The 26,553-nt window shown below is 39.7% G+C and carries 37 protein-coding genes and 1 pseudogene; 31 read left to right on the forward strand and 7 right to left on the reverse strand.

The window, feature by feature from the left end:
- Nucleotides 1-7 precede the first annotated feature (7 nt).
- Both ACIPUA_RS20020 and ACIPUA_RS20025 read left to right on the forward strand, forming a co-directional pair.
- The gene (locus ACIPUA_RS20020) at nucleotides 8-337 is read left to right on the forward strand and encodes a type II toxin-antitoxin system RelE/ParE family toxin (RefSeq protein ID WP_283026864.1); all 330 of its coding nucleotides are present in this window, start codon (nucleotides 8-10) and stop codon (nucleotides 335-337) included.
- Nucleotides 330-1,439, forward strand: coding sequence for a helix-turn-helix domain-containing protein (locus tag ACIPUA_RS20025; RefSeq protein WP_283026863.1), 1,110 nt, complete (start codon nucleotides 330-332; stop codon nucleotides 1,437-1,439). The genes ACIPUA_RS20020 and ACIPUA_RS20025 overlap by 8 nt, the downstream gene beginning before the upstream one ends.
- A gap of 46 nt (nucleotides 1,440-1,485) precedes the next feature.
- Here the strand turns inward: ACIPUA_RS20025 and ACIPUA_RS20030 are convergent, their stop codons facing one another.
- Nucleotides 1,486-1,692 carry a hypothetical protein gene (locus ACIPUA_RS20030; RefSeq protein ID WP_136134472.1) on the reverse strand — a complete coding sequence of 69 codons (207 nt, stop codon included), beginning with the start codon at nucleotides 1,690-1,692 and terminating at the stop codon, nucleotides 1,486-1,488.
- A gap of 381 nt (nucleotides 1,693-2,073) precedes the next feature.
- Here ACIPUA_RS20030 and ACIPUA_RS20035 point away from each other — a divergent pair, with 381 nt between their 5' ends.
- From ACIPUA_RS20035 to ACIPUA_RS20100, 14 genes are all read left to right on the forward strand, one after another.
- Nucleotides 2,074-2,349 (forward strand): hypothetical protein, encoded by a 276-nt coding sequence (locus ACIPUA_RS20035; RefSeq protein WP_449060073.1) that lies wholly within the window; start codon nucleotides 2,074-2,076, stop codon nucleotides 2,347-2,349.
- Nucleotides 2,350-2,362: 13 nt separating this feature from the next.
- Nucleotides 2,363-2,536 carry a hypothetical protein gene (locus tag ACIPUA_RS20040; RefSeq protein ID WP_155405714.1) on the forward strand — a complete coding sequence of 58 codons (174 nt, stop codon included), beginning with the start codon at nucleotides 2,363-2,365 and terminating at the stop codon, nucleotides 2,534-2,536.
- A 350-nt stretch (nucleotides 2,537-2,886) separates the two neighbouring features.
- Complete coding sequence (locus tag ACIPUA_RS20045) at nucleotides 2,887-3,075, forward strand: hypothetical protein (RefSeq protein WP_210789247.1); 189 nt, start codon at nucleotides 2,887-2,889, stop codon at nucleotides 3,073-3,075.
- Between the two features lie 16 nt (nucleotides 3,076-3,091).
- On the forward strand, nucleotides 3,092-3,463 hold the full coding sequence (locus tag ACIPUA_RS20050) for a hypothetical protein (protein ID WP_210789245.1): 372 nt from the start codon (nucleotides 3,092-3,094) through the stop codon (nucleotides 3,461-3,463).
- Between the two features lie 17 nt (nucleotides 3,464-3,480).
- Nucleotides 3,481-3,765: a hypothetical protein gene (locus ACIPUA_RS20055; RefSeq protein WP_449060074.1), complete on the forward strand. Its 285-nt coding sequence runs from the start codon at nucleotides 3,481-3,483 to the stop codon at nucleotides 3,763-3,765.
- Between the two features lie 12 nt (nucleotides 3,766-3,777).
- Nucleotides 3,778-4,011 carry a hypothetical protein gene (locus ACIPUA_RS20060; RefSeq protein ID WP_449060075.1) on the forward strand — a complete coding sequence of 78 codons (234 nt, stop codon included), beginning with the start codon at nucleotides 3,778-3,780 and terminating at the stop codon, nucleotides 4,009-4,011.
- 1 nt (nucleotide 4,012) lies between these two features.
- Nucleotides 4,013-4,279, forward strand: coding sequence for a hypothetical protein (locus ACIPUA_RS20065; protein ID WP_349489336.1), 267 nt, complete (start codon nucleotides 4,013-4,015; stop codon nucleotides 4,277-4,279).
- A 232-nt stretch (nucleotides 4,280-4,511) separates the two neighbouring features.
- Nucleotides 4,512-4,688 carry a hypothetical protein gene (locus tag ACIPUA_RS20070; protein ID WP_272575474.1) on the forward strand — a complete coding sequence of 59 codons (177 nt, stop codon included), beginning with the start codon at nucleotides 4,512-4,514 and terminating at the stop codon, nucleotides 4,686-4,688.
- Nucleotides 4,689-4,698: 10 nt separating this feature from the next.
- Nucleotides 4,699-5,172 carry a class I SAM-dependent methyltransferase gene (locus ACIPUA_RS20075; protein WP_198633507.1) on the forward strand — a complete coding sequence of 158 codons (474 nt, stop codon included), beginning with the start codon at nucleotides 4,699-4,701 and terminating at the stop codon, nucleotides 5,170-5,172.
- A gap of 141 nt (nucleotides 5,173-5,313) precedes the next feature.
- Nucleotides 5,314-5,667: a hypothetical protein gene (locus ACIPUA_RS20080; protein WP_264402908.1), complete on the forward strand. Its 354-nt coding sequence runs from the start codon at nucleotides 5,314-5,316 to the stop codon at nucleotides 5,665-5,667.
- Nucleotides 5,657-6,331, forward strand: a complete 675-nt coding sequence (gene exoX / locus ACIPUA_RS20085; protein WP_449060076.1) for an exodeoxyribonuclease X — start codon at nucleotides 5,657-5,659, stop codon at nucleotides 6,329-6,331. The genes ACIPUA_RS20080 and exoX overlap by 11 nt, the downstream gene beginning before the upstream one ends.
- A gap of 2 nt (nucleotides 6,332-6,333) precedes the next feature.
- Nucleotides 6,334-7,044, forward strand: coding sequence for a Rad52/Rad22 family DNA repair protein (locus ACIPUA_RS20090; RefSeq protein ID WP_264402911.1), 711 nt, complete (start codon nucleotides 6,334-6,336; stop codon nucleotides 7,042-7,044).
- Nucleotides 7,045-7,506 carry a single-stranded DNA-binding protein gene (gene ssb / locus ACIPUA_RS20095; RefSeq protein WP_264402912.1) on the forward strand — a complete coding sequence of 154 codons (462 nt, stop codon included), beginning with the start codon at nucleotides 7,045-7,047 and terminating at the stop codon, nucleotides 7,504-7,506.
- Nucleotides 7,507-7,856: 350 nt separating this feature from the next.
- Nucleotides 7,857-8,009: a hypothetical protein gene (locus tag ACIPUA_RS20100; RefSeq protein ID WP_449060077.1), complete on the forward strand. Its 153-nt coding sequence runs from the start codon at nucleotides 7,857-7,859 to the stop codon at nucleotides 8,007-8,009.
- Between the two features lie 190 nt (nucleotides 8,010-8,199).
- On the opposite strand, the gene ACIPUA_RS20105 is transcribed toward ACIPUA_RS20100, so the two are convergent.
- Complete coding sequence (locus ACIPUA_RS20105; protein ID WP_119246239.1) at nucleotides 8,200-8,439, reverse strand: hypothetical protein; 240 nt, start codon at nucleotides 8,437-8,439, stop codon at nucleotides 8,200-8,202.
- 133 nt (nucleotides 8,440-8,572) lie between these two features.
- On the opposite strand from ACIPUA_RS20105, the gene ACIPUA_RS20110 reads away from it, so the two are divergent.
- From ACIPUA_RS20110 to ACIPUA_RS20165, 12 genes and pseudogenes are all read left to right on the forward strand, one after another.
- Nucleotides 8,573-9,028, forward strand: a complete 456-nt coding sequence (locus tag ACIPUA_RS20110; protein ID WP_449060078.1) for an ASCH domain-containing protein — start codon at nucleotides 8,573-8,575, stop codon at nucleotides 9,026-9,028.
- Nucleotides 9,028-9,306: a hypothetical protein gene (locus ACIPUA_RS20115; RefSeq protein ID WP_449060079.1), complete on the forward strand. Its 279-nt coding sequence runs from the start codon at nucleotides 9,028-9,030 to the stop codon at nucleotides 9,304-9,306. Before ACIPUA_RS20110 ends, ACIPUA_RS20115 begins: the two co-directional genes overlap by 1 nt.
- 160 nt (nucleotides 9,307-9,466) lie before the next feature.
- A complete protein-coding gene (locus ACIPUA_RS20120) occupies nucleotides 9,467-9,649 on the forward strand; it encodes a hypothetical protein (protein ID WP_283026855.1) in 183 nt (60 codons plus the stop codon).
- Nucleotides 9,642-9,938, forward strand: coding sequence for a phage protein NinX family protein (locus ACIPUA_RS20125; RefSeq protein ID WP_283026854.1), 297 nt, complete (start codon nucleotides 9,642-9,644; stop codon nucleotides 9,936-9,938). Before ACIPUA_RS20120 ends, ACIPUA_RS20125 begins: the two co-directional genes overlap by 8 nt.
- A gap of 12 nt (nucleotides 9,939-9,950) precedes the next feature.
- Nucleotides 9,951-10,145 (forward strand): hypothetical protein, encoded by a 195-nt coding sequence (locus ACIPUA_RS20130; RefSeq protein WP_311848229.1) that lies wholly within the window; start codon nucleotides 9,951-9,953, stop codon nucleotides 10,143-10,145.
- On the forward strand, nucleotides 10,117-10,362 hold the full coding sequence (locus tag ACIPUA_RS20135; RefSeq protein WP_195848684.1) for a hypothetical protein: 246 nt from the start codon (nucleotides 10,117-10,119) through the stop codon (nucleotides 10,360-10,362). Before ACIPUA_RS20130 ends, ACIPUA_RS20135 begins: the two co-directional genes overlap by 29 nt.
- Before the next feature lie 204 nt (nucleotides 10,363-10,566).
- Nucleotides 10,567-11,613, forward strand: a complete 1,047-nt coding sequence (locus tag ACIPUA_RS20140; RefSeq protein WP_137019268.1) for a tyrosine-type recombinase/integrase — start codon at nucleotides 10,567-10,569, stop codon at nucleotides 11,611-11,613.
- 39 nt (nucleotides 11,614-11,652) lie between these two features.
- Nucleotides 11,653-11,877 (forward strand): annotated as a pseudogene (locus tag ACIPUA_RS20145) (type I secretion system permease/ATPase); the annotation flags it as partial.
- 170 nt (nucleotides 11,878-12,047) lie between these two features.
- A complete protein-coding gene (gene ybfE / locus ACIPUA_RS20150; protein ID WP_042846485.1) occupies nucleotides 12,048-12,341 on the forward strand; it encodes a LexA regulated protein in 294 nt (97 codons plus the stop codon).
- Nucleotides 12,342-12,495: 154 nt separating this feature from the next.
- The gene (gene fldA, locus ACIPUA_RS20155; protein ID WP_042846486.1) at nucleotides 12,496-13,023 is read left to right on the forward strand and encodes a flavodoxin FldA; all 528 of its coding nucleotides are present in this window, start codon (nucleotides 12,496-12,498) and stop codon (nucleotides 13,021-13,023) included.
- A gap of 267 nt (nucleotides 13,024-13,290) precedes the next feature.
- Nucleotides 13,291-13,740, forward strand: a complete 450-nt coding sequence (gene fur / locus ACIPUA_RS20160; protein ID WP_042846487.1) for a ferric iron uptake transcriptional regulator — start codon at nucleotides 13,291-13,293, stop codon at nucleotides 13,738-13,740.
- 674 nt (nucleotides 13,741-14,414) lie between these two features.
- Entirely contained in the window at nucleotides 14,415-14,954 is a 540-nt protein-coding gene (locus ACIPUA_RS20165; RefSeq protein ID WP_225832874.1) for a bactofilin family protein, read from the forward strand.
- A gap of 209 nt (nucleotides 14,955-15,163) precedes the next feature.
- Here ACIPUA_RS20165 and chiP read toward each other — a convergent pair whose 3' ends face one another.
- On the reverse strand, nucleotides 15,164-16,561 hold the full coding sequence (chiP, locus tag ACIPUA_RS20170; RefSeq protein ID WP_042846489.1) for a chitoporin ChiP: 1,398 nt from the start codon (nucleotides 16,559-16,561) through the stop codon (nucleotides 15,164-15,166).
- A 454-nt stretch (nucleotides 16,562-17,015) separates the two neighbouring features.
- Here chiP and ACIPUA_RS20175 point away from each other — a divergent pair, with 454 nt between their 5' ends.
- Nucleotides 17,016-18,431: an MFS transporter gene (locus ACIPUA_RS20175; protein ID WP_042846490.1), complete on the forward strand. Its 1,416-nt coding sequence runs from the start codon at nucleotides 17,016-17,018 to the stop codon at nucleotides 18,429-18,431.
- 36 nt (nucleotides 18,432-18,467) lie between these two features.
- On the opposite strand, the gene ansB is transcribed toward ACIPUA_RS20175, so the two are convergent.
- Nucleotides 18,468-19,511: an L-asparaginase 2 gene (gene ansB / locus ACIPUA_RS20180; protein ID WP_449060080.1), complete on the reverse strand. Its 1,044-nt coding sequence runs from the start codon at nucleotides 19,509-19,511 to the stop codon at nucleotides 18,468-18,470.
- A 194-nt stretch (nucleotides 19,512-19,705) separates the two neighbouring features.
- Between ansB and ycaO the strand changes: the two genes are divergently transcribed.
- Nucleotides 19,706-21,460 carry a 30S ribosomal protein S12 methylthiotransferase accessory factor YcaO gene (gene ycaO / locus ACIPUA_RS20185; protein ID WP_071547884.1) on the forward strand — a complete coding sequence of 585 codons (1,755 nt, stop codon included), beginning with the start codon at nucleotides 19,706-19,708 and terminating at the stop codon, nucleotides 21,458-21,460.
- A 63-nt stretch (nucleotides 21,461-21,523) separates the two neighbouring features.
- Here ycaO and ACIPUA_RS20190 read toward each other — a convergent pair whose 3' ends face one another.
- The 3 genes from ACIPUA_RS20190 to ACIPUA_RS20200 are packed head-to-tail and all read right to left on the reverse strand — an operon-like array spanning nucleotide 21,524 to nucleotide 25,400.
- Entirely contained in the window at nucleotides 21,524-23,116 is a 1,593-nt protein-coding gene (locus ACIPUA_RS20190; RefSeq protein WP_226693263.1) for a UxaA family hydrolase, read from the reverse strand.
- A gap of 25 nt (nucleotides 23,117-23,141) precedes the next feature.
- The gene (locus ACIPUA_RS20195; RefSeq protein WP_042846493.1) at nucleotides 23,142-24,455 is read right to left on the reverse strand and encodes an MFS transporter; all 1,314 of its coding nucleotides are present in this window, start codon (nucleotides 24,453-24,455) and stop codon (nucleotides 23,142-23,144) included.
- A 51-nt stretch (nucleotides 24,456-24,506) separates the two neighbouring features.
- On the reverse strand, nucleotides 24,507-25,400 hold the full coding sequence (locus ACIPUA_RS20200; RefSeq protein WP_094301200.1) for a dihydrodipicolinate synthase family protein: 894 nt from the start codon (nucleotides 25,398-25,400) through the stop codon (nucleotides 24,507-24,509).
- A gap of 356 nt (nucleotides 25,401-25,756) precedes the next feature.
- Between ACIPUA_RS20200 and ACIPUA_RS20205 the strand changes: the two genes are divergently transcribed.
- On the forward strand, nucleotides 25,757-26,536 hold the full coding sequence (locus ACIPUA_RS20205; RefSeq protein ID WP_449060081.1) for an IclR family transcriptional regulator: 780 nt from the start codon (nucleotides 25,757-25,759) through the stop codon (nucleotides 26,534-26,536).
- Nucleotides 26,537-26,553: the final 17 nt, after the last annotated feature.

A 26,553-nucleotide genomic window follows, 5' to 3' on the forward strand; every position in this document is an offset into this window, starting at 1 on the left:
TGGTGTCTTGGAAATTTTATTTGAAAATAGCAAAATTCAAAAAATTTGCGAGCAAAAAAAGGAAGCTGAAAAAAAATTTGGATCCTTATGTGCTCGAAAATTAAGAACAAGACTAAGTGATTTAGAATCTGCCAGTAGAGTTACTGATTTGGTTGCTGGAAGCCCTCACCCTCTAAAAGGAGATCGAGCAGGTCAGTTTGCCCTTAGTCTTCATGGTGGCTATAGACTGGTTTTTAGCCCATCCAATGACCCATGCCCAACTAAGCCGGATGGCGGCATCGATTGGGATAAAGTGACCATTGTTTGTATTGAATATATAGGGGATTATCATGACTAATCTGAGTGCAAGTTTCGCGCCGGACTGGGTCTCCCCACCTGGCGAAACCATACTTGATATTTCTGAAGAGCGCGGATGGTCTCAATCCGAGCTAGCTAAACGATTGGGGTTTAGTGAGAAACATTTAAGCTTGCTGGTAAATGGGAAAGCATCCCTTACCACAGATACAGCAGAAAAATTGGAACGCGTATTAGGTGGATCTTCGGATTTCTGGTTATCCAGAGAAGCCAATTACCAAGCCCATAAATCTAGAATTGAAGCTGCTGAGAAGCATGCTTCATGGGAACCATGGCTAGATGAAGTTCCTGTTAAGGATCTGATGGCTTGTGGGGCTATAGAGAAACTAAGAATAATCTCTAAGCATAAATTAAAAATAGTCGAGTCATGCCTGAAGTTTTTTGGCGTGGCATCTCCTGATGAATGGCGTGATATATATGGCGGAATGCAAGTATCATTCAGAAGAAGCCGAGAAGAGCAGTGCGATGTAGGTGCTATATCATCATGGCTGAGGCTAGGAGAACAGGTGTCTGAATCTATAAATGCGCCTAAGTTCAATAAGAGTAAATTTGAGAAAGCGCTAAAAGAAATACGTGGATTAACCGTCGAAAAGGCCGAAGTTTTCGGGCCTGCCATGAAGGAGCTATTGCTTGAATCTGGCGTAATTCTCGTTTTTGTTCCAGCCATACCGAGATCACATGTCAGCGGCGTTGCTAGGTGGATAAATCCTACAAAGCCATTAATTCAGCTTTCACTATATGGAAAAACGAACGATAAGTTTTGGTTTACATTCTTCCATGAGGCTGCTCATATATTACTTCACTCTGATACCAAAGAGGATAAAAAATCAATTTTCTTAGATGACCCTAACGCTACAAGATCTCAAGATAAACATGAGATAGAAGCGAACGAATGGGCAGGAAAATATTTGATACCAGAGAAGTATAATAAATATCTTCCAGATCTTAGAAATAGAGATGCCGTTACTCAGTTTGCTAAAAAGGTAGGAATTCACACAGGAATAGTTGTCGGAAGATTGCAGCACGACGAGTATATTCCAATTAACTGGATGAATGACCTAAAGCAGAGTCTAAGATTCAAATAACCTAAGTAACTCCAAATAGCCCTCCCCGCGAGGGCTTTTTTGTGCCCTATCCAATCTTACCCATACTTCTAACCACTTGAGCGGCATCACGCAAAGCGCCTTTGTGTAGTGTGTTCGTTACCTCTTTACGACATCGCTCAAGTTCATCAATAATCATTTCTTTGGTTATAGTGTCGGTATTGTCTAGCAATCTAAACACCGCGCCACCCACTTCCATTACCACTTTTACTACTTTCTCGTCATCTAAGTTCATAAGCCCCCCTTTTGGTAATGATTTTTAGACAAATTATCACTGATTTCGTTCAGGTCAGTGTGATTTCCCTCCCAAGATAAATAATTTTTGAAAATAAATTACCTGAAAATACAAATAGTTGACACCATTACGCAAACAAAGTCTACGTTTTGTATTTACAACCATCTACGAATCGTATACATTTAACTCCATCGAAGGCAAGCAACATGAAATATACGCCTTATGCTCTTTAATAATTAGGAACCAGATCTGACTAAGCGTTAGATCACCACTGAGTGGTTTTTGGGGTGATGGTCGAAAAGACAAGCAGTCGCCTTGTGGGCGAAAGACAGCTACCGGAGGCATTCGGCATCACCACCAAAGATCACTTAGGAGGGAGTTATGGCAACAATTACTGTTATTCCAAAGAAAGACAACGCGAAGAGCCGCCGGTTAGCAAAGCAAATGGCATTCTGGGACAGAAAGCGTGAGGAGTATGCAGCGAAGCCTAAAAGCCGCTCAGTGGAAGAAATATGGGATTCAATCATTAAGCCAGTAGACGAAACCGATGTACTGGCAAGCTTAATTATCGGGATAAAAGACATGCCCGATGTACAACGCAAGCAACCACGGCTCCGCAAGCCGATTATGAGTGATGGAAGTGTTACGGCACGTTAAATAGGAGATAGACATGGCAAGTAAAGATATACAAAAACTATTACTGGCAGCTGTTGAAATTGCTGAAAACATAGAAAAGGTTTTATCTGAGCGAGGACTTACAGGAAAAGAAAATGATGTTATTGATGTTTTAAAAGCGGCTTGTGAACAAAACCGCTTCATATCATCTAGCTCATTTGATTCCTAGTTTTTTCGCCATTTCCTCAAGAATATGATTCTGGCGAATGTCTATAGCGCTAATAGCGGAACCACACAAAGAGCATCGTATAAATGCAAGTTGATGTCTGCAATTTTTGATTGTTACATAATTTGATAACTCAAAAGTGATTGAGTTGCAGCTTGGATTTGGACATTTGGTATTAATAGCCATTTTAAACATTCCTTATTTTGACTGTGGAATAACCAATATATCAATTTTCCTTGACTGTGGAAAGGAAGGAAACCACCTCGCCTGACGTGGTTAAAAGCAGGCACAGTTAACTAATTACAGTCCATCAAGGTGGGCTGTGGTGAGTTGATTAATAGATAGGAGCTGCAATGAAATGTAGCAACAAATATTGCCACGATGGCATTGAGTTTATTACCTGTTGCTCTGGTCGTGAATGTGGCTGCATGGGTCAACCAGTAGCGGCAACCAATTGCAAGGAATGCAATAAAGAGAACCGAGAGCCAACAGACGAGCAAGTTATTCAGGAGATGCAATACCTTGAATGGCTTGGTGATTAATAGATAGGAGATAGAGATGGAAACAATACCAACAGGCGCTATAGGTCACACCTACAGCGATGGCGACGAGTTAATTAACCAGCCTAACAAAGAGATGCTACCTGCAATTTTATCATCAGCAAAAGCGCATCAGAAACACGCTGACCACTTTTTACGGGTTGGCGCTATGCATGGTAATCCAGCTTTAATCATCAAGGGTCACTTACACGGAATCGTATCCAGAACTTTATGTAACGTGCTTGGCTTGTATGACTGTAAATCGATTGAGTTAGGTGAGTTAGTCGAAGGTACGCAAGACTGGCTTTCTGAAAGTAGTGGAATCCATCAATTTGATGAAACAATAAAAACAATCATCAAATTCGCATCGTTAGATGATGATGACGTTTAGTTAATAACGGAGGGAGTATGACAATAGATGATTTCCACAATGGAAAGCTACCCATGCCGAAGTTATTTAGAGTTGTTAGTGTTGAGCTTGGCGTGTTACGTAGCTGCCTTGGTAGTGGCTATGGAGTCATATTTGATTGCGACGAAACTGTAATAAGAAAAGTTCGCAGGGTTAAGTCAAAAATAGGCTGGCATTGGCAGTTGGTCAGGGAGCATAAAGACCAAGAGATATGGGATTACTACATAGAGTCAGATAGGGAAAGTCTTAACAATATCAATTATGAATACGGACTGATGAAATAGTTAGGAGGGAGTATGACAGATAAAACAGGTGGAGCAGCTTTTCCAATTCCAGCAACAGAATTGCATGGCACTGATACTGGCATGAGTTTACGTGATTACCTAGCGGCTAAGGCTATGCAGGGCGATTTAGCTTCACAGAGTGTAGGCCTCGGTAGCTTTGATAATGACGCACCAGATGAGGCGCTAGTAAATAGAGCTAAATTCCACTACCGCATGGCAGATGCAATGTTAAAGGCTAGGGGGTGATATGGAGAATAAATTTGTACATTTATTTGAAAGTGGAAATTATCAGTTGCTTGTAAAAAAGACCGAAAGTGACGATGGTAAGCCAAAATTATCACTAATCACACAATATGATGGTGCAGAAGTAGATTTCGGTATCGTAATGAACAATGACGATGAACTTGATAAGGCATTTAATAACTATGAGCAAATCAAGACTGGCGCTGAAATGTACTTAAAGGAACTAAACCAATCAACATCTTTGCAAGACTTCATTAAGCGAATTTATTAGCAGTCGCAAAAGCCCTCGGTCAGTAGTAACCCACCGCACCAACACCAGAACCTAAATAACAATCGCTATCAATCGATAAGTGAGGGTTTCGCACATCCAGAGGTAAGCATGAATATTGATAAATACAAACTTTGTTTAGCTCAACAGCAAGCTGGAATTGCACGTTATCTCAAGGATGAGAACGGATGGAGCGAAGCAAACGAAACATTAAAAACAGCATACGGAGTACAGCATGAACGCAAAGCAGAAACACGCAAAACAGCAGATATTCACCCTACTTCGCGAATCTGAAATGACTGAGCAACAAGTCGAATTACTGTTTGCTGATTGGAAATTTAAACAGCAATGCGAAAAGACAAATCGCATCTTACATCAAGTTAATACTCGTGGAACGTACGCATTCACGTAAGGAGATAGTCATGCGCCCTATTCTGGATATGTGCTGCGGCAGTCGCATGTTTTGGTTTGACAGGCAAGACAACAGAGCAATTTACAGCGATATAAGGGTAGAAAAACACATTCTATGTGATGGCAGGAAGCTAAATATAACACCAGATATTATCGCTGATTTTAAAAACCTCCCCTTCCCTGATAACTCATTCCATCAAGTTGTATTCGACCCACCTCACTTAATTCGCGCTGGCCACAATGGTTGGATGTTTAAAAAGTACGGTCGATTAAATAAAGAATCTTGGAAAGAGGATTTAGCAAAAGGATTTAGTGAAGCATTTCGAGTGCTGCGGCCAAACGGAACATTGGCTTTCAAATGGAACGAAACTCAAATTCCTACAAAGCAAGTGCTAGCCCTTACTGACTATAAACCAACGATAGTTCAGCGCGTTGGCAAGAACGACAAAACTCACTGGATATTATTCATTAAGGACGCAGCATGAGAATTTCAGAGTATGAGCTTAAACAAAAGCAGGATGCCGAGAAGAGACGCAGGGAACGCGAGGAAGAGGCTGAATACTATCGCATGGAAAGTCTTGGCGTTCAGCCTCAATCAGTGCCAACAGGCTGGCTAAGGGGTGAATATGGGTAAGTATTTAATACCTGCATTCCCCAGTCATAAAAGCAAGGATGCTGCCCTGAAATATGCTTTATCAATGATTGATGAAGATATCGAAAGGCGAAGAGTGCGTGACCTAACGGGCAATGAAATTCAACCAGTTGAAAGGATTTCAACACTAGAATTAGCTCATGCCACACTAGTTAAAAGTCAAAACTTAGAAATGTCTCAATTCTACCCTCCTCTACCTGAACACATTCAAGCGCAACGAAGACAGGCTGACTTGGAGCGATATGCAAGGCATTTATTCAAAGATAACTTTGACCCTTATTTAAATATTCCAGAACTACCAATGGGAGGTAGAAAAGTTGGTGACTAAATATAGAGTAATCGATACTGAAACTTGTGATTTTGATAGCGGAATAGTTGAAATAGCAAGTATCGATTTAAACGATGCAGAAATTGATTATAACTCGCAGCAATCCCACTTTGTAAACCCTCAGAAACCAATCTCAATAAGCGCAATGGCTATTCACCACATCACCGATGAGATGGTTGAACTATCCCCGCTTATTGAAGAGGTAATTGATGCTTATAAAGGCGCTGATTATCTGGTTGCACATAATGCCGAGTTCGATAAACGAATGATGCCAGAAACGAATGCGCCTTTTATCTGCACTTTAAAACTAGCGAGGCGTTTATGGCCTGAGCTAGAAAGTCACAGCAATCAATATCTGCGCTACGCACTGAAACTGGATGTTCATGTGCCAGATGGGCTACACGCTCACAGAGCACTATATGACTGCATTGTTACAGCGTCATTATTTAAGCGAATCAAGGATGATTCGGGGTGGTCAGATACGGAAATGTTAGAAATAACTAATCAGCCATCACTATTAAGCAAGTTACGCTTCGGCAAGTACAAAGGGATGACATTTGCCGAAGTTAAGAAAGAAAACGCAGGGTATTTAACTTGGCTGCTAGGCCAACCTGACTTAGACCCTGATGTTGAGTTTAGTATTAATTACTGGCTTGAGAGGTAAATATGGACTTAGACAAACTAGATGAGCCATTCAGCCCTAATGATATTGAATGGAGAGTTCAGCAATCAGGAAAGACAAGCAAAGGTGCTTGCTGGGCAATGGTTCTCGCATATGTGACAAATCGAGCTATTCAAAAGCGATTGGATGAAGTTTGCGGAAAACAAGGCTGGAAAAATGAATTCACCCCAGCGCCGGACAAGGGAGTCATGTGTGGAATATCCATAAAAATTGATAACGAATGGATCACTAAATGGGATGGTGCTGAAAATACCGCAGTGGAAGCGGTTAAAGGAGGCATGTCCGGCTCAATGAAGCGCGCGGCAGTTCAGTGGGGCATTGGTAGATACCTGTATCAACTAGAAGAGTCATTTACCAAATGCGTTACCGAAAAGCCCAAAGATCAAAATGGATGGGTTAGAGCCAAAACCAAGGATGGAACTATATTTTGGTGGCAAATCCCAACACTACCAGCATGGGCGCTACCTTCATCTAATTCTCTACAAAATAACTCTAAACAACAAGTGAGCCAACAGCAGGAAGCCGATAACCCACTTGATGTTTTTACAGCCTATCTATTAAAGGCGACCAATGAAGACGAAATCATGACTAAATATAGGGAAACGTGGGGCGCACTGGAAGGCAATAAGCAACTTCAGGATGAATGCCATAGATTAACAGGCATTAGAATTAACGAACTTAAAAAGGCAGCGTAAATGGCTAGTAAAGGCGTAAACAAGGTAATTCTCATTGGTCACTTAGGCCAAGACCCTGAAATTCGATACATGCCATCAGGTGGAGCGGTAGCGAATCTCACATTAGCCACATCGGAATCGTGGCGTGATAAACAATCGGGTGAAATGCGCGAGAAGACAGAGTGGCATAGAGTGTGCATCTTCGGAAAATTAGCGGAGGTTGCAGGTGAATATCTGAAAAAAGGCTCACAAGTCTATATCGAAGGCTATCTGCAAACGCGCAAATGGCAAGACCTGAGCGGTCAAGACCGATACACAACAGAAGTGGTCGTAAATATCGGCGGCTCTATGCAAATGCTAGGTGGTAACGGTGGCAATAATCAGGCAGGAGGCCAGCAGCCAGCGCGACAGCCTCAGCAGCCACAGCAAGCGCCGCAGAATGAGCCACCGATGGATTGGGAAAGCGACCCAATACCCTTCTAACACTTCCCTATGTGATTTAACCAAAGGATATATTTGCAAGGATGCAAACAGGAGATAGATATGAAAAACAAAACTCAATACTCGTGCAACTATGGAAGCCATAGGACAGGTAAATGCGTCGGAGGTCGCTTATATATCGACAATCATAGTGACTATTACGATTATTCAGATGAAAGCAGGCCTTGTCCCAACTGCAATTCAGACGAATGGCTAAAAAAATATCGCAGTGAATACATTAAAGCTGGAATTAATTGTGGCACGAAAAGAAAGCAATTGAATTTAATAGAGTATACATCATGCATTCCTGACGAAATTAGAGCTAAACACGGGGTGGTAAAGAAAATAGAGAGATGGTTAAGGCGAGGTTATTACTACGGATTAAAGAATCGCCATTAACTCGCAGGGATGCAATGAATAAAAAAGCCGCCACGGAGCTGACGGCAAGGGGACGTGCAGGAATGAAACTTATAATTTATCTGTGTAAGCAATTTAAGAATAGTTAAGCCATGGAATTTAGCAAGGAAGTAGATAAAAAAATGCCGACACAGGGAGAATCGGCGAGGACTACAAAAATAATTAGAAAGTTCAAATTAACTATAGGTCATAAATTAAAAACAATGATGAATTATTTTAATCATATCGATTAAATAGATGCAATAAGAGGAGTGAATGCCAATCCTTGGCAATTAAATTCTAGATAAATCTAGCATTAACGTATCCATCTTTACTAATGGATACAACCTCAGCTAGTAATCTTTGCGGAGGATACAGCGGGACTAAATCAAACCTATCCCCTTCAACAAAATAAGAAAAGGCTTTGTCATTTCCAATAAGAGGAAAATTAACAGTACCATCCAATAACTCAGAATTATGGATTTCAACCGTTCTTAGTTTACTTATTTTTTTATCAATAATGCACGCCATACAAATCATATCATTCACCATTAGTAGTCAAAAGGAAAACCAATAATAACACCATGTTTTTAAAAGAAAAGAAGTTAAAATATGGCTGTACAGATTATTATATTTGTAAGTAAAAATACTTATTATATGGAGTAATGTAATAATGAAAGACAGAATCAAGTTTAACGATGCAATGTTAGCCGCTGTCATGGATGGTAAGAAAACGCAGACACGTAGACCGATTGAGCCACAGCCAAAAGTAACCGAGGAAGAGTTACGCAAGCTTGGCGCATGGCAAGAAGGTTACACCTTATCAGAGCAAGTATGTGCGGCATGGAGGCATGGTTTTGTTGATGTTGATTGCCCATATGGTGAGATTGGCGACATCATCAGCGCTGCTGACAAGGAAGGTAATATCAAAGGGGAAATTGAGATTACTGATGTTTGGTTGCAGCAAGTAAATTATATCAGTGAAAGCGATGCTAAAGCTGAAGGTTTCGAGGGATATGAAAACGCTTACTCATCTGAGTTTGCTTTGATGTGGAATGCAATATACGGAACTGATAGCTGGATTAATAACGAATGGGTATGGGTAATAACGTTTAAAAAGGTGGAGTGATGGATAAATCAAGGCGGGAATTTGAAGCGTGGTTTAGCGTAAATCAGAATAACCATTTAGACCAATTAAAAAGAGACCAGCGCGGTAATTATTTTTACATTGTAACCAGAACAGCGTGGGATGCATGGCAAGCATCACGCGAGAGTTTAATTAATAGTTTGGAGCCTGTTGGTTATATATCGGAAGATGGATTGAATTCATTATCAGAAAATAGCGATGCAATAACCTCTTCCAAGCAGCAATATAATAAAGTAATTCCTATATATAAATTAGATTAAATAACCATGCAAATAATCGGATATGTATTACTCATGCTAATACAGGGTTCTGCTGTGCCTGTATCTGAGCAAATATACACACAGCAAGAATGCGAGAGCCGTGCTATGAAGATAATGCAGGTGCGGGATGTTGAGATAGTTTGCGGGGAGATAATAAGAGATGAAATTTAAAATCGGCGATAAAGTTAGAGTGGTTAAAGATATTCTCGGCTCTAATCTTGTTGGTTATGAATGCGAAGTAACATCGATTGATAATAGTGAAACTTTAAATATTGGAGTTAATTTTCCTGATGGTATTGAAACGTATTTCGCACAAGGTGAATTGGAGTTGATCAATGAATAAATACACCAAGCTCTCTGACTTCGAGATTAATAAAAAGGTTGCTGAAAAGTTACTCATTCCACACTATGTAATTAAAGACAAAGTTTTAAATGCTGGTAATGATTCAGTATACGACCCCTGCAACAACCCTGCGGACGCAATGCCGATTATTATTGATAATGGTATCAGCATGGTTCGAGTTAATAATACTTGGTCAGCTCGTCAATTTAACAATCATTGCATAGAAGTTAATGGTGATAATTATTATCGAATTGCCATGGAAGTTTATTTATTAATGAATGGAAAATAGCATAGGTGAATTATGGATATTATCGACTCAGCAAATGAACTAGAACAATTACACATTCAAGCAGCATTATCAAATCGCCAGCCAATAGTTAAATCAATAAACGGAATGTGCGTATGGTGTGAAGAAATGCCAGCAGCACCAAATAGTGCATATTGCAGCAAAGATTGCGGAGATGATGATGAGCAATATAAGCGGAAAAATGGATGATGTAACGCTTGAGAACGGACGCCGAAAGATAGCCCGTGAATGCAGAGACAAATTAAAGCAACTCAAAAAACTCAGCGACAAACAAAGCACTGCAATACTCAAAGATTACCTTCCGAAGTTTCAATTAACACTCAGCGAAAAGCATAAGAAATTCCCACCGATCATGTGGTTGACTTATTACGTCAACTCTATCGATAAGGAGATTAATAGTGGATGACTCATATTACACAGTAGAAGAATACTCGAAGCTATTGAACCTATCAAAAAGCACTATATACAGGAAGCCATCAAAATATTACATGTTTAGAGTTGGTGGCTCTTGGCGTGCAAACAAGGAAAGCCTAAAAAAGTTTGAACAGGCGCAGTTTAACGACAATAATGTCTATCGGCTGGCTTTGGTCGGTAGTAAGAGGAAAACCAAATGCCAATATACAAAAGAGGCAGCAAGTATTGGGTCGATGTATCCACCCCAACTGGCGAGAGAATTAGACGCTCTACTGGCACCTCAGACAAAATAAAAGCACAAGAATATCACGACAAACTAAAGCATGACCTGTGGCAGCAGGATAAGCTTGATAAGCAACCAGATCGGATATTTGAAGATGCAATCATTTTGGCTCTTAAGGATGCCAAGGGGCAAACAAGCTTTAAAACTAAGCAAGCTTACTCTAAGTATTTTATCGCTATTTTAGGTGGAAAAAAGCTCTCATCAATCACTAGTGATGATATAGCAAATGCAATTCCGGATTATAGCCCCATTACTAAGCGTAAGTTAACAAGTGCAACAAAGAATAGATATCGCTCTTTTGTTTTAAGGGCTTTTTCATTGGCACACAAAATGGGGTGGTTAACCAAGTCATCCTATATACCACGGATGAAAGAGCCCACTGTTAGGGTTCGATGGTTAGAAAAGTGGGAAGCTGAACTACTACTGTCTAACATCAAAGTTAAGTGGATGAAGGATTTTGTTTCTATTGCTATTTTAACGGGTATGAGAAAAAGCGAGATATTATCGCTTAAATGGAAAAGTGTAGACCTAGTTAGAAGAGTTGCTCATGTAACTGCAGATAATGCAAAGTCAGGACGAGCTAGACCGGTTCCTCTAAATGATGTGGCCATTGAAATTCTAAATGGGATTGAAAAAGATGGTGACTATGTGTTTTCCAACGAAGGAAAGCGAAGGAGTAACTATTATCGTGAATGCTATTACCAGGCATTGGCTGATTCTGGCATAACTGATTTCACTTTTCACGACCTCAGACATACATGGGCAAGTTGGCACGCACAAAGTGGAACTCCACTGATGGTGTTAAAAGAAATGGGAGGATGGGAGACTTTAGAAATGGTTCAGAAATACGCACACTTTAGCGGTCAACATTTAACCAAATATAGTGAGCATGTCACAATCTCGACACAGTCGAAGAATGAAGCCAGTCAAAAGCCACATCTAACACTTTTAACTGGCTGATGTTAAACGATTAATTTCACACATCCAAAATTCAAAATCACTTCGACTTTAGATTACGAGTCAGAAGCGGCAATTATGGCAAATATGCCGCTAATCACCCAAGGCAGAACCGTTATTAGTATTGCTCATCGACTTAACACTATTATGCATGCTGATAAAATTTGTGTTATTTGCCATGGGGAAGTGACAGAAATGGATACTCATGAGAATTTACTCAAATTAAAAGGCCTGTATGCCAACTTATGGCAGCAACAGACACAATGATTATGTCTAAAAAAGCACCACCCATACTGTAAGTGGTGCTTTTTTGTTAAATGTGTGTTTTTTTTAACCTATTGAATACACTAGCCTAGTATGCAGCTATAGCACTAGGGGATTAGCTAGGGTATCATTGCGCGCTGAATTACTGGCACACCCCTTTAGCAGTTATAGACATGGCAAAAGAACAAACTGATCGTACTACTCTGGATTTGTTCGCTGAGGAACGAAGGCCTGGGCGACCTAAGACAAGCCCGCTATCACGGGATGAACAATTAAGGATCAACAAACGTAACCAGCTAAAACGCGATAAAGTCAAAGGATTGCGTAGAGTTGAGTTAAAACTGAATGAAGAAGCTGTCGCTGTATTGAACCAATTAGCTGAAGATAAAAATATAAGCCGTAGTGAATTGATCGAAGAAATTTTGATGTCACAACTTGAACAGGTTAATGAAGCGATACGCAAATAGTGTCATCTTGATAAATCACACAAATTTGACAGACTTAGACGCATTTTTTCGCCAGAATAAGGCGTAATATTATATTTATTTTCGTTCTAAAAGAGCTATAGAAGATCAGCACTAACTTCTATCTCCCTTAGAAAAACAAGAGGTTAATCACTTTATGGCAGTCATAGGCATTTTCTTCGGAAGTGACACAGGTAACACAGAAAATATTGCCAAAATGATCCAAGAAAGACTAGGCAAAGATGTAGCAGAAGTTCATGATATTGCTAAATGTAGCAAAGAAGATATCGAAGCTTTTGACATTCTACTTCTGGGTATTCCTACTTGGTATTATGGTGAAGCTCAATGTGATTGGGATGATTTTTTCCCAACTCTCGAAGAAATTGATTTTGAAGGTAAACTTGTCGCCTTATTTGGTTGTGGAGACCAAGAAGACTACGCAGAATATTTCTGTGATGCGATGGGAACCATTCGCGATATCATCGAACCTCGTGGTGCTGTTATTGTGGGTCATTGGCCAACTGAAGGTTACCACTTTGAAGTATCCAAAGGTATGGCAGATGACAATCACTTTATTGGTTTAGCCATTGATGAAGATCGTCAGCCTGAACTAACTGATGAACGTGTCGATGCATGGGTAAAACAAATCTCTGAAGAAATGTCCTTAGCAGAAATTATCGGCTAAGGCATATGAAATAGAGCCTAACCCATAGATCAGCTCACTTGTCGCTCTAAACACATCATTCAAACAAGTGATCTAGTCTAAAATAGCCGATAAAGCATCCTAATAGGATAGGCTCTCAAGAGATTATCAAAATAATGAGACAAAGCATGGTTTCTATTTTTATTTTCCATGCCTATAATTGTAAAACAGTTTAGAAGACAACTGAATTTATGTTAAAAACGTCTCATTATTGTTAAATTTATGATTTAAGATACAGGACAAACCCGCATGACAGACAACAATAAAGCATTGAAAAATGCTGGACTCAAAGTCACTCTTCCAAGACTTAAGATTTTGGAAGTACTTCAAGAGCCTGAGTGCCACCACGTCAGTGCGGAAGATCTCTATAAAAAGCTGATCGACATGGGCGAAGAGATCGGGCTAGCTACCGTATACCGTGTATTAAACCAGTTTGATGATGCAGGTATCGTAACCCGCCATAACTTTGAGGGTGGAAAATCTGTATTCGAATTAACTCAGCAGCATCACCATGACCACTTAATCTGTTTAGATTGTGGCAAAGTGATTGAGTTTACTGACGAATCTATTGAAACTCGCCAGAAAAATATCGCCGCTCGCCATGGTATTAAATTATCTAACCATAGTTTATATCTATATGGCCATTGCGCAGATGGTGATTGCCGTGAAAATGCTGACGCACACGAAGCAAAAGAGTAAAAGAATCACAAGGTATTGCTACCCTATGAATAAATCATAGTAGCGACAAACGAAAAACCCCTGATAACCATGCTATTGCTAAATGTTATCAGGGGTTTTTATTTCCATAAATTATATTGTTATTCACACTATATTGGTGATTAAGCTCACTAATCTTCTGACAACTTTCACTTAAATCGCCAAATATCAGCACAGAGCTTGCATATTTAGCGCTCGATAATAAGTTGCAATTCAACCCAAATCCTTTATATTATTTTACATATGAATTTTCTTATATTAGAAATTATGCTGCCTTTATTAGTATAGGTACATAAATATCATCATAGATGATTTCCAATATATCAATAATATAAAATTTATATGTATTTAGCTTATTAACTCATTATAATTGTATTATCTTAAATTACAGTTATTCTTTAGTCTGTAACGAAGACGTTATATTACATTTTTTTTGTGTAGTCATTTTTTTTGACTAAACTCATTTATGTAGCTTTAGTCATTTTGTAAGAGATTAACTGATGAAAAAAACCTACCTTTTTCTTAATACTAGTTTTTTCTTCTGGTTTCTTACTTTGATAGGATGGTTTTTTAGTTACTCTGCCATCACCTTATTTTCATTTGTATTATCAATTTTGTTCTTGATATTACACTTCAATCAAAAAAAGGTAAGTAAAATGTTCACCAAAAGACAAAACAAACCAACCCCTGAAGTAACCCCAACACCAACCGCTAGCACGCCCGAAGCACCCGCTAAGCTAGAAGAACAGATTACAATAGCAACCCCGACTATAAGTGAAGAGAAATCCAATACCATCATCTCAAGGGATGTCATTTTTGAAGGTAATATTACCTCTAATGAACAAGTACATATTTATGGCAAAGTGATTGGTAACATTATAGGGAAAAATAATACAGTGAAGGTCATGTTAAATGGCCAAGTTACTGGGAACATTACCAGTAAAGAGTTGATTGTTAACGGGCGAGTTGAAGGGGAATGTTTATCTGATTCGATAAGCATCGAAAATAATGGTGAAATTCATGGAACCATTCAATATAGTAATTTATCTATTAAGAAAGGTGGTATTTTATCAGGGCAAGCAAAAGTAAAAGAGGCTACTTTACATAATGAAAAAGTAACCCAATTAAAAGATAGGGTAAAACACGACCTTCACACCCCTACCGATAACATCGATAAAGACATCGCTTCTATATAATTATTAATAAATCTAAGTATTGTTTTAACCATTCAAAAAAGGTGAAATATATTCACCTTTTTTATTCAATCACCATTCCCTTAATATACGTATAATTAACTATTTCATTACATCATTTAATATTTAGTCTGTATGTTATTCCTATTTTTAGTAGATCACTGCCAAAATAATTAATTTAAAGCAGCAATCTACTCTCAAAAAAATTGATATTAAAATACAGTAAATGGCATCATCACCATAAATTTAATATCTTTTTCATCTTGGAAGATATTGCCATAACCACCGCCATAGCTAGGAATATCTGTATGGTTATCATATTTAGTAAAGTGCAACTTAAATAGTGTGTCTTTTGCACGGCCTGATTGTACTGTATATAAAATATCAAAGTTCCAAGCGCTTTCTCTTAAACGCACATCCTGAGCGTATTGTGAGTTAGTGCTCGGTTTTGCATCCCAACCATAAATATAGGATGTCCCAACTTTCCACCCTGCTAAATCCCAATTTTTTAAATCATACATTACACCTGCATACACCGCTTTTTCATTGTTCGCATTCCAATCAGAGCGGCCATCCCACCATATATCCATACGGCCGTTTGACGTCGCCCAACCCGGTGTCATACGTTGTAAAAAATAACCTTGGTTTCCTTCAGCTTTAACATATGTCCCTTCAACCTTAAAATCGAATTCGTCATAGGTATAACCTAATGTCATCGCTTGTAACCATGCTAAACCATCGTATACGTCATTAACGCCACCGTCTGAAACTTTATCTTTCGAGCCATAAAATTGATAAGAAAGACGTAAATCGCGGTCAACTACAGGTACTGCATATGATACCTTCGCAAAATACTGGTCCATATAATCCTTTGCTTGACCGTATGAACCTTCTAACACTAATGAATTTTTAAAATCATATTTAAAACCAATAGCATGTAAATAACTGATCCCTGTTTTACCATCCGCTTCTCGGAAATTGTACATATCACGATACCAAGGGGCTTTATAGCGGTCAGCCCATATGTACGACATGCTAAGTTCACCACTTTGCTCAAAATCAAATACCCCACCAACCTCTACCCCTCGGTAAGTTCCTGGCATATAGCTCCAATGAGAAGCAAGCAGTGTTTGCCCTGTTGGTTGAATATAGCCCCCTCTTCCCCAAAAAGGCCCATACTTCATTTTTGCCGCGGCTTTATAAATACTCACACCACTGCGGTCGCCTTTATATTTTTCATCCCAGCGTGTCTTTGCATCACTGAAACCAATTTCATTGGGAGCCGCAGGCCCACTATTGGATAATTCGATTGCGGTAAAACCAGCCAAATCTAAGCCAATAAAGTCCTGAAAATAACCTGAGGAAAAATCAAGGCTAGCGTTGAAAGTCGAGTGCTTAAGGTTATCTGCATATTTTTTATATTTGTCGCTATTTGGGTCTAAATCTTTACGTGAACGATCCCTTTGCCAATAGTAGAGTCCACCTTTTAGTGTCGAATCTTCCAAAAATTGCTCTGCTTGCATGATAGGATGATAACCAATTGGCAGCATAGCGATGGCTATTTTTAAGACGAGCAGTTTCCTGCCAGTATTGACATGTTTATTAACCATTCTTGTATTCCTCTAATAATTTTTAGTTTTAATTTTTCGGCCGAAATACGATTTAACTTTCCTTTTAAATCTAATAATTCACAATAACTTAAGCTATTTGTGATGTATTTAGCCTATTTTTTGCGACGCGAATTATCAACACAGATACTGGCTTTGTTGCCAAAATATGATCAGCGACACATTAATTTTTTTTAGTGATGGTTATCAATATTGATTACTCAATAAAAAATAAAATGTAACCAATTGATAAATAATGAAAATTAAACATGTACTAATAACAGCCTGGGTTAAAAAACAATTCAATAAATAGCTATCTAATGATTTATTTATCTTAATTTTATAGTAATTGCTTAAGTTATATCACCACATTGACCTAATTGAATAAAAATGTATAACTGGTATAAGCATATTTAGTTGGGTTTTCTTAATTTATTTCACATATTAGAGAAAATGGATGACTCAGAATAACGAACAAGGCTGGAGCGTACTCCTTACGGGTAAAAACCTTTGGCTAACTCTAGCGTTAGCAGGGGGCATTTGCCTACATGCGATTAATGTTTATATCACTATCACAACGCTCCCTTCTGTCGTTAGGGATATTGGTGGTATCCGATTCTATGCATGGAATACAACTTTATTTATCCTTTCATCCATTATTCTTTCTGCACTAACCTCTCGGATTTTAAACCATCTCGGTCCTAAACGGAGTTATTTACTCGCTACTGCTATCTTCCTAATTGGCTCTGTTATTTGTGCCATAACGCCTTCTATGTTTATCATGTTGCTTGGCCGGATTATTCAAGGAGCAGGCGGGGGAATATTACTGACACTTTCCTACTCAATGGTGCATATTGTTTTCCCTCAGCACCTATGGTCAAAAGTATTAGCCATGATGTCGAGTATGTGGGGGATGGCAACATTACTGGGCCCCGCATTAGGTGGTTTTTTTGCTGAATATGATATCTGGCGCGGTGCATTTTGGTGCTTAGTATTTGTTGGGATACCTTATTTATGGCTAACGTGGTTGATTTTACCAAGTCATAATTTAACTGAAAAATGCCCTCAAGACCCAATCCCACTGCAAGCTTTGTTGCTACTTTCTGCCGCAGTATTGGCTATTTCACTTGGAAGTCTAAGTAAAGCAAGTCTAATTCCTATTCTTGGGATGTTAATTGCCATTTTATTATGTATACGATTAGTTAAACTTGAACGGACAGCCGAAAATACACTATTTCCCCAAGGTACATTCCATTACAAAGCACAACTTGCTCCTATTTACCTCACGATGGCGCTATTAGGGCTAAGTGTGCAAACAGAAGTTTTTGTCCCTTATTTTTTACAAACCCTTCATGGTGTTGCTCCATTAATGTCAGGCTACTTGGCCGCCTTAGTTGGAGCAGGATGGTCATGTTCTGCCATTATCTCGTCTTCATGCAAACCCGAACATGCGATAAAAACTATACAAATAGGCCCTTTTATTACCTTTAGTGCATTAGCTATTTTAGCACTTTTCATAACAAACATTTGGCAGATTGAAACGCTGCAAATCTGGATAATCTGCTTAGCATTATTCACAACAGGAGCTAGTATCGGCGCAGCTTGGCCACATTTGCTAACCCGTGTCCTGCAAGTTTCTATCGGCCCTGAATCACAAAAAGCCTCTTCAGCGATTACCACATTGCAGCTATTCTCCACTGCGTTTGGCGCATCTTTAGCTGGGTTAATCGCCAACCTTGCAGGGTTATCAGTACCAGGGGGAGTTGAAGGGGCGCAATCCTCAGCGAGTTGGCTATTTGCTGTGTTTTCACTGATCCCGTTACTTGCCTTAATGACGGCAAATATCGTTGCTAACAGAATGAAAGGTCAGTAACTAGAAGGCGGTAAACTCACCGCCTTCTATGCATGGTTAATATTGTTCAAATAGTTCTTGAATTTGTTTTGCATCCTTCGTTTGCGTCAAGGCTAATTGTAGTAAAACCCGTGCTTTTTGTGGGTTTAACCGTTCTGATGCTACAAAGCCATATAAGTTATCATCAACTTCCGCATTGCGTGTGGTATAGCCTGTTGGTACACGGCTTGAACGCACGACCACAACATCTTCTTTTGCTGCGTTTGCTAAGGCATCAAATACTGTTTTATACATATTACCATTACCGACTCCCGCACTTACTATCCCCTCAACCCCTTCTTCTCTAAGTGCTTTAACTGGTGCTGCGGAGGCATTAGCATAATTATAAACAATACCCACCATCGGTAGTTTTTCGAGTTTACTCACATCAAATACCGCCTTATCACTACGGGGCTGGGCAGCTTGGAAGTACGTCACTTTACCATCATGAATAAACCCTTCGGCTCCCGAGTTCACTGCATCAAACGCTTGTACTTCTGTAGTACTCATTTTCATCACATTGCGGCCTTGAACAACTTTATCATTCATAGCCATTAAAACCCCACGCTGCCCTGCTGATTTGTCTGTCGCTAAAACGACGGCGTTATACAAATTAAGCGGGCCGTCGGCACCTAACGCCGTTGAGGGGCGCATTGCCCCCACTAATACAATAGGTTTTTTACAACTCGTGGTTAAATCGAGAAAAAAAGCGGTTTCTTCTAATGTATCAGTCCCATGAGTGATCACAAAACCATCAGTTTTATCACAATCTTGATTAATCTTTTTAGCCAGTGTTAGCCAAACTTGGTCATTCATATCTTGGGAACCGATATTCACCAACTGCTCACCACTTAAATTAGCAATTTTTTTAGTTTCAGGAACAGCATTAATTAATGCGTCAATCCCGACTTTACCTGCTTGGTAGTTTGAAGAGGTTGCTGAATCTCCGCCTCCAGCAATAGTCCCTCCCGTCGCTAATACCGTAATATTGGGTTGGGCAATTGCTGATACGGCAAACAATGAAACCAGTGTCGCGAGCAGCGCTTTATTTCTGTTTTTCATCTTAATTTCCTTTCATTAATAAACTTCAGTTATTATGTGTATTTGTACTGGGTTTTATGTGATCTATATAATTATTTTACGATAAATAATGAATTTTAAGATGATTTCTCTATGAACGAATAAAAAGCGTGAGGCTGACGACAAAAATCCGTATCATAGCCCGTTTGAAACACCCTACTCACAAGTGACTGACAATGAGCCAAACTTTTATACCCGGCAAAGATGCCGCTCTTGAAGATTCCATCGATGCATTTCAAACCAAATTAAAAAAATTGGGGTTTGATATTGAAGAAGCATCTTGGTTAAACCCTGTACCAAACGTTTGGTCAGTACATATTCGCGATAAAGAATGCCCTCTTTGCTTTACTAATGGCAAAGGTGCGAGCAAAAAAGCGGCATTAGCCTCTGCACTTGGCGAGTATTTTGAACGTTTATCAACTAACTACTTCTTTGCTGACTTTTACTTAGGTAAAGCGATTTCTGAAGGGGACTTTGTTCATTATCCCAATGAAAAATGGTTCCCACTGACAGAAGATGACAGCTTGCCTGAAGGCTTATTAGATAGCCGTCTGCTCAAATTCTATGACCCAGATAACGCATTAGCAGCAAGCCAATTAATTGATTTGCAATCAGGTAATGAAGAACGGGGTATTTGCGCCCTACCATTTACCCGCCAATCAGACGATAAAACGGTTTATATTCCAATGAATATCGTTGGCAATTTATACGTTTCTAACGGTATGTCTGCGGGAAATACAGCGAATGAAGCCCGAGTACAAGGCCTTTCTGAAGTCTTTGAACGTTTTGTAAAAAACAAAATTATCGCAGAAAGTATCAGCTTACCAACGATCCCAGCAGACGTGATGGCACGTTATCCTAGCGTAGTTGAAGCTATTGATACCCTTGAAAAAGAAGGCTTCCCAATTTTCTGCTACGACGCTTCATTAGGTGGGAAATACCCTGTCATTTGTGTCGTGTTATTTAACCCACAAAATGGCACTTGTTTTGCCTCATTTGGAGCTCACCCTGACTTTGGTGTTGCCCTTGAACGTACCGTCACTGAATTACTGCAAGGTCGTGGCTTAAAAGACCTCGATGTATTCAATGCCCCAACGTTTGATGACGAAGAAGTGGCTGAACACACCAATCTTGAAACTCACTTTATTGATTCAAGTGGTTTAATTAGCTGGGATCTATTCAAAGATGATGCGGATTATGCATTTGCAGATTGGAGTTTCAAAGGGACAACCCAAGAAGAATTTGCAACGCTTATCAGTATCTTCAATACCTTAGATGCAGAAGTGTATATTGCGGACTATAACCATTTAGGCGTATACGCATGCCGTATCTTAGTACCGGGTATGTCTGATATTTACCCGGTTGAAGACCTACATATCGCCAATAATGCGATGGGGGCTTATTTACGCGATACTATTATTAATTTGCCGGATAGCCAATGGGAAAAGCAAGACTACCTTGCCCTTATTGAGCAATTAGATGATGACGGTCTAGACGACTTCACCCGTGTCCGTGAGCTACTTGGTTTAGCTGTGGGTAAAGATAACGGCTGGAGCAACCTGCGTATTGGTGAGCTAAAATCCATGCTAGCACTGGCTGGTGGTGACCTTGAGCAAGCATTAGCTTGGGTTGAGTGGACGCAAGATTTCAACAGTTCAGTATTTACTGCAGAGCGTGCGAATTATTATCGTTGTTTGCAAACCCTGCTGTTGCTTTCTCAAGAAGAACAGCGTGAGCCTACTCAATACTACAACGCATTTGTTCGTATGTATGGGAAAGAAGCGGTGGATGCAGCATCTGCGGCTCTTGCGGGTGAATCATGTTTCTATGGTTTGTGGTCCATTGACGATGAACTAAAAGCGTTACCTGCACATCAAGCCTTGCTTGCCGCTTATGAAAAACTACAAAAAGCGAAAAGAGACAACGCATAATAGGTATTAGTTTATTGACGGGGTATCATTACCCCGTCAATATTTAGTTTTATTCTAAATAACTTATAAATCGAGTGAACGTTTCCACAGTAAAAAATCATACTGCTCTAAACGGTCTGCTTTGACTTTATAGTCCCCACTCGCCGTTTCAATAACACGCTCAAACAACCCTTCGCTTATCGTCGGTAATGGGACACCCTCTATAATTGGCCCGCAATCATAATCAATCATATCCGATAAACGCTCTGCTATTGCGCTATTTGTGGATATTTTCAACACCGGAACAATTGGGTTCCCTGTCGGCGTACCAAGACCCGTCGAGAAGATAACCACATTACATCCCGCAGCCACTAACCCCGTAACCGCATCCACATCGTTACCGGGCGTACAAACTAACGATAACCCACTATTTGGCATTGGCTCTGCATAATCACACACCGCACTAATTGGCGATGTTCCCCCCTTTTTAGCCGCTCCCGTTGATTTAATTGCATCTGTTATCAACCCATCTGCAATATTGCCCGGACTTGGGTTATCTGCAATGGTCGTACTAAAGAAATTTGCCGTTTTTTCATAGCGTTCCATTAGTTCAAGGAATTTCTTTTTATCATCAAAAGCGATACAGCGTTTCACCATATCCCCTTCAGCACCACAGAGTTCGGGGAATTCCGCTAAACCAGATGCACCGCCAAGAGTCACTAACCAATCAGAAACTAACCCCATTGCAGGGTTACCAGAAATCCCTGAAAAACCATCAGATGCCCCGCATTTAACACCTAGTTTTAAATATGATAGAGGGACATCAACCCGAGACTGAGGCTTAACTGCTTTCATGCTCTCATACGTTTGCTTTAATGCCGTTTGCATCATTTGTTCCTCGCTGTTCCATTCTTGTTGACGGAAATACAGCGTCGGTTTATCAAAGTTAGGATTACGGGCAAAAAGTGATTCTTTGAACATGTCCCGCTGTGCTTTTTCACAACCTAAACTAAATACAGTGATCCCAATGACATTAGGATGGTCTGCATAAGCCGCAAGCACATCACACATCGTTTTGCTGTCTGACGTTGCCCCACCGCACCCGCTGGTTACAGTAATACAGCGAACACCTTCTATATGTGGAAATAGTTTTGGCTTAGTGATTGCCTCTTGTGCGCCTGCCGTTAAATCAAGTGCGAAACTTTTTAAGCTATTATTGCTGTAACCCAATGCGTTATTAAGAGCATCAGTCAACTTAGTCACATTGCGGTTTTCACAAAACACTAATGGAAAAATTAACCAGTAATTAGCCGTACCAACGCGGCCATCATCCCGTAAATACCCTTTAAATGTACGCCCCTTATATTGTGAAACATCTGGGGCCAGCCATTCATAAGGCTCTTGTTCTAACGAAACAGGTGCAGCATAGTGGCGGATATTATCAACCGTAATCGCCTCACCTTTTGCGATAGCTTTTGTGGCTTTCCCTACTGCCGTACCATACATAGACACAATGCCATCAACAGGGATAGCTTCAAGGGCAAATTTGTGCTTGGCTTTGACCTCTGTCACTAACGTAACGCTTTCATTTCCCCATTGATAAGTCTCACCTGCATGTAAGTCTTTCAGCGCTACAATCAGATTATCACTTTCATCTATTCTTAATATTTTTTGCATGTTTCACCTTCCAGAAATCAAGCTATTAATTTGACGGTAACGCCTTAATATTTTTTTTATGTGTATTCTTTTTTAGTAACCCAATAAGCAATGCGCACCCCACAGTGATCACCGCTAAAGTGACAATACCCGCGGTAGTACTATTCATCATTTTATCGACCTCAACGCGAATGATTGGCGCAAGGAATGAGCAAAATGCCCCCATCGTAGTACAAAAGCCGATCCCTGCAGCAAGTGCTGGGCCGCTCAATAGCTGTGGAGGAAATGTCCAAAAAATCGGTTGCACTGATAAAAAACCTACCGCACTTAAACAGAGAGCTGCAATAGCGAATACCGGACTCGCAAATGCAGATAATGCAAGACCTAAAGCGGCTGCTAGCATACACACAACAGAGATTTCGATGCGACGATTTGGGTACCTGTCAGCAATACGAGGGATAAAATACACCCCGAATGCAGAACAAGCCCAAGGGATTGCAGCCACCAGTGATTGTTTAAAGCCTAGGCTTTCCCCCATGAGGGATGCAACTTGAGAAGGTAAAAAGAACATCAAACCATACACTGAAATTTGGATCGTGCCGTAAATCAATGCCAAGTGCCATACTTTGGCATTTTTCAGTGCAGATAATACCGATGTTGTTTCTGTTTTTTCATTTTCTTTTGCTAACTGCTCTGTCAGTGCTTTTTTCTCTTCATCAGTAAGAAAACGCGCTTTTTCGGGGCTATCATCCAGATAAAAGAATGCAAAGATACCAATAACAATCGCGGGTAAGCCTTCAATAACAAACATCCAGAACCATCCCGGACGACCTAACCAACCATGTAATTCAAGCAAAGCTCCTGATAACGGTGAACCTAAAGTTAACGCAAGTGGCACACCAAGAACAAAAATACCAATCACTGAGCCACGAACATTATTTGGAAAATAAATAGAAGCTAGTAATAAGATCCCTGGATAAAACCCAGCTTCACCCAGCCCAAGTAAAAAACGCAAAATAATAAATTGCGTTTCATTGGTAACAAACCCTGTCATTGCAGAAAGAACCCCCCAAATGACCGTCGTAATACTGAGCCATTTTTGGGCGCCTATTTTATTTAAAATCAAGTTTGCGGGAATGCCAAATAATGCATACGCAGCAAAGAAAATCCCTGCACCAAATGCAAAGGCAGAATCTGATAAGCCAATATCCACTTGCATGGCATCTTTGGCAAAACCAACATTCACTCGGTCAATGAATGCAACAAAATACAAAATAAACATCAGGGGGACTAAACGCTTCCACGATTTGGCTATCGCAGAATTTAAAACGGGATTGTTATAAGCTTTTATCGTTGCCATGATATTTTTTCCCTGTCAGTAAGATGTTCTATGTTTTGGATTCAGGAAAGATTAGAGCGGTGCGTCAGCAAGTGCCAATAGCTGCTGAAGCTGCTCTATCTGTGTACTATTCAATCCAATAAATGGTGATGTGCAATGATCAGAATTAATCACCCCTTTGAGTTGTAACGCTTTTTTAAATGTTGGAATAAATGGCGTATTCACCCCATAAATCGCCATTAATTGGTCGACGCGTTGCTGATATTTTGCGACTAATGCTAAATCACCTTGAGCAAAAGCCTGCATCCATGATGCAAAAAATTGAGGGAAAATATTCGATAAACCGCCGATACAGCCACTTCCGCCAGACAACACGACATGAGCAAAGTTATTGTCATAGCCTGCATAAACTTCAAAATGTGGGAGCCGTGATTTTACTGTTTCAATCACTTGAGCTGTATGAGAAGTGTCAGGAATGGTATCTTTTAGCCCAACAATATTAGTGTATTTATCCGCTAAGCGAAGACAAACCTCAGGAGAAACAGAGTAGCCAGTGCGCTCAGGGAAGTTATAAATAAAAATTTTAGCGGGTGTTTTTTCCGCAATCGTACTGTAAAAACGGTAAACCCCTTCATCGTCTAGTGGGAAATAATACGGGCTAATGATCATCACACCGTCAATTTCCTGCTCATAGGCAAAATTAGCCAATTCAATGGATTCATTCACGTCTAGACGGCTTGCCCCTGCATAAACATGCATTCCTTCTTTTTGATAACCGCCACAAAGTTCTATTAATGCTTTTGAATTCTGCATATTTAATGCAAAAAACTCCCCAGTACTCCCCATCGTCACAAAACCTGACACCTTTCCTTTCAAAGAGTCATAAACGTGTAAGTTCTGTTCAAGATCTACTCGCCCCTTGTCATCAAAAACGGTCACTACGGGGGTAATATAACGACTTTCCATACTTTTTTTCTCCATTATTCTTTTTCTTCATCAATCATTGTTCATATATACAAACTGCATTCATAAATAAAAACACAATCAAATAAACACGAATTCTAGATGGAGTCAAATTTATCCATTAACTTTAACTATTCACTTAATGAATTGATTAATTGAGATTTAATTGATGAAAGGGATAATAACGGTAGATTAAATCTATTTTTTTTATTAAAAAATTTTGAGCAGTATCACGGCTTTTTATTGCTCATATCAGGTTTATTCATGATGGAAATGAGATAAATCGTTTTTCTACGGCGATTTACATCGTGTTATTTTAAACCTAGAATAGCGGCAAAATTAATCAGGGAGATAGTTCAATGTCTACGGAGCACATGCCGACAATTCGAGTATTAGAGATACTTCAAGTTTTAGCGGCTGAAAATACTGGGCTTTCTTTGACACAACTTTCTGATAAAACTAATATTTTAAAGGGGACAATTTACCCTATTTTAAAAACATTGGCTGAGTTTCGGTATATCAATTACGATGATAAGAGCCAGCTTTACTATTTAGGCATTGCGTGCTCAATTCTTTCCCGCTCATTTTTCGAAAAATCATATTGGTTGAAAATGATACATCGAGAGATGACGCAAATTGTTGAAGAGTGTAATGAAGTTTGCCAAATGGGCATCTTAGATGGCGCTGATGTACTATACATAGACAAAGTGCAATCTGCACAAAAAGTCCAACTAATTTCTAACATTGGAACCCGCTTACCCGCCATTTATTCAGCATTGGGTAAAGCGATGATTTTTAACTATACTGACCAACAAATTGCTCAGCTATACCCTTCTGGCTTTACGCCACTCACTCAATATAGTGTGCAAACTCTACCTGAATTGCGCCAGCAACTTAATATTGTTAGCCAAAATGGCTATGCTGTAGACAATAAAGAAATTAACGAAGAAACAACTTGCTATGCTGTGGCATTGCGCCAACGTAATAAAATCATTGCAGCAATTAGTGTATCTATTCCGACCTTCCGCAGTGATAAACAAAAAGTTGATCAAGTCATCAAAACATTGCTCAACAGCCGTGAACGCATCGAACAAGAGCTAAATACATTAGAAGATATTGAATTTTATACTGAAAACTAATTTAGCGTCTTCATAAA

Source organism: Providencia sp. AGC89 (assembly GCF_053543535.1).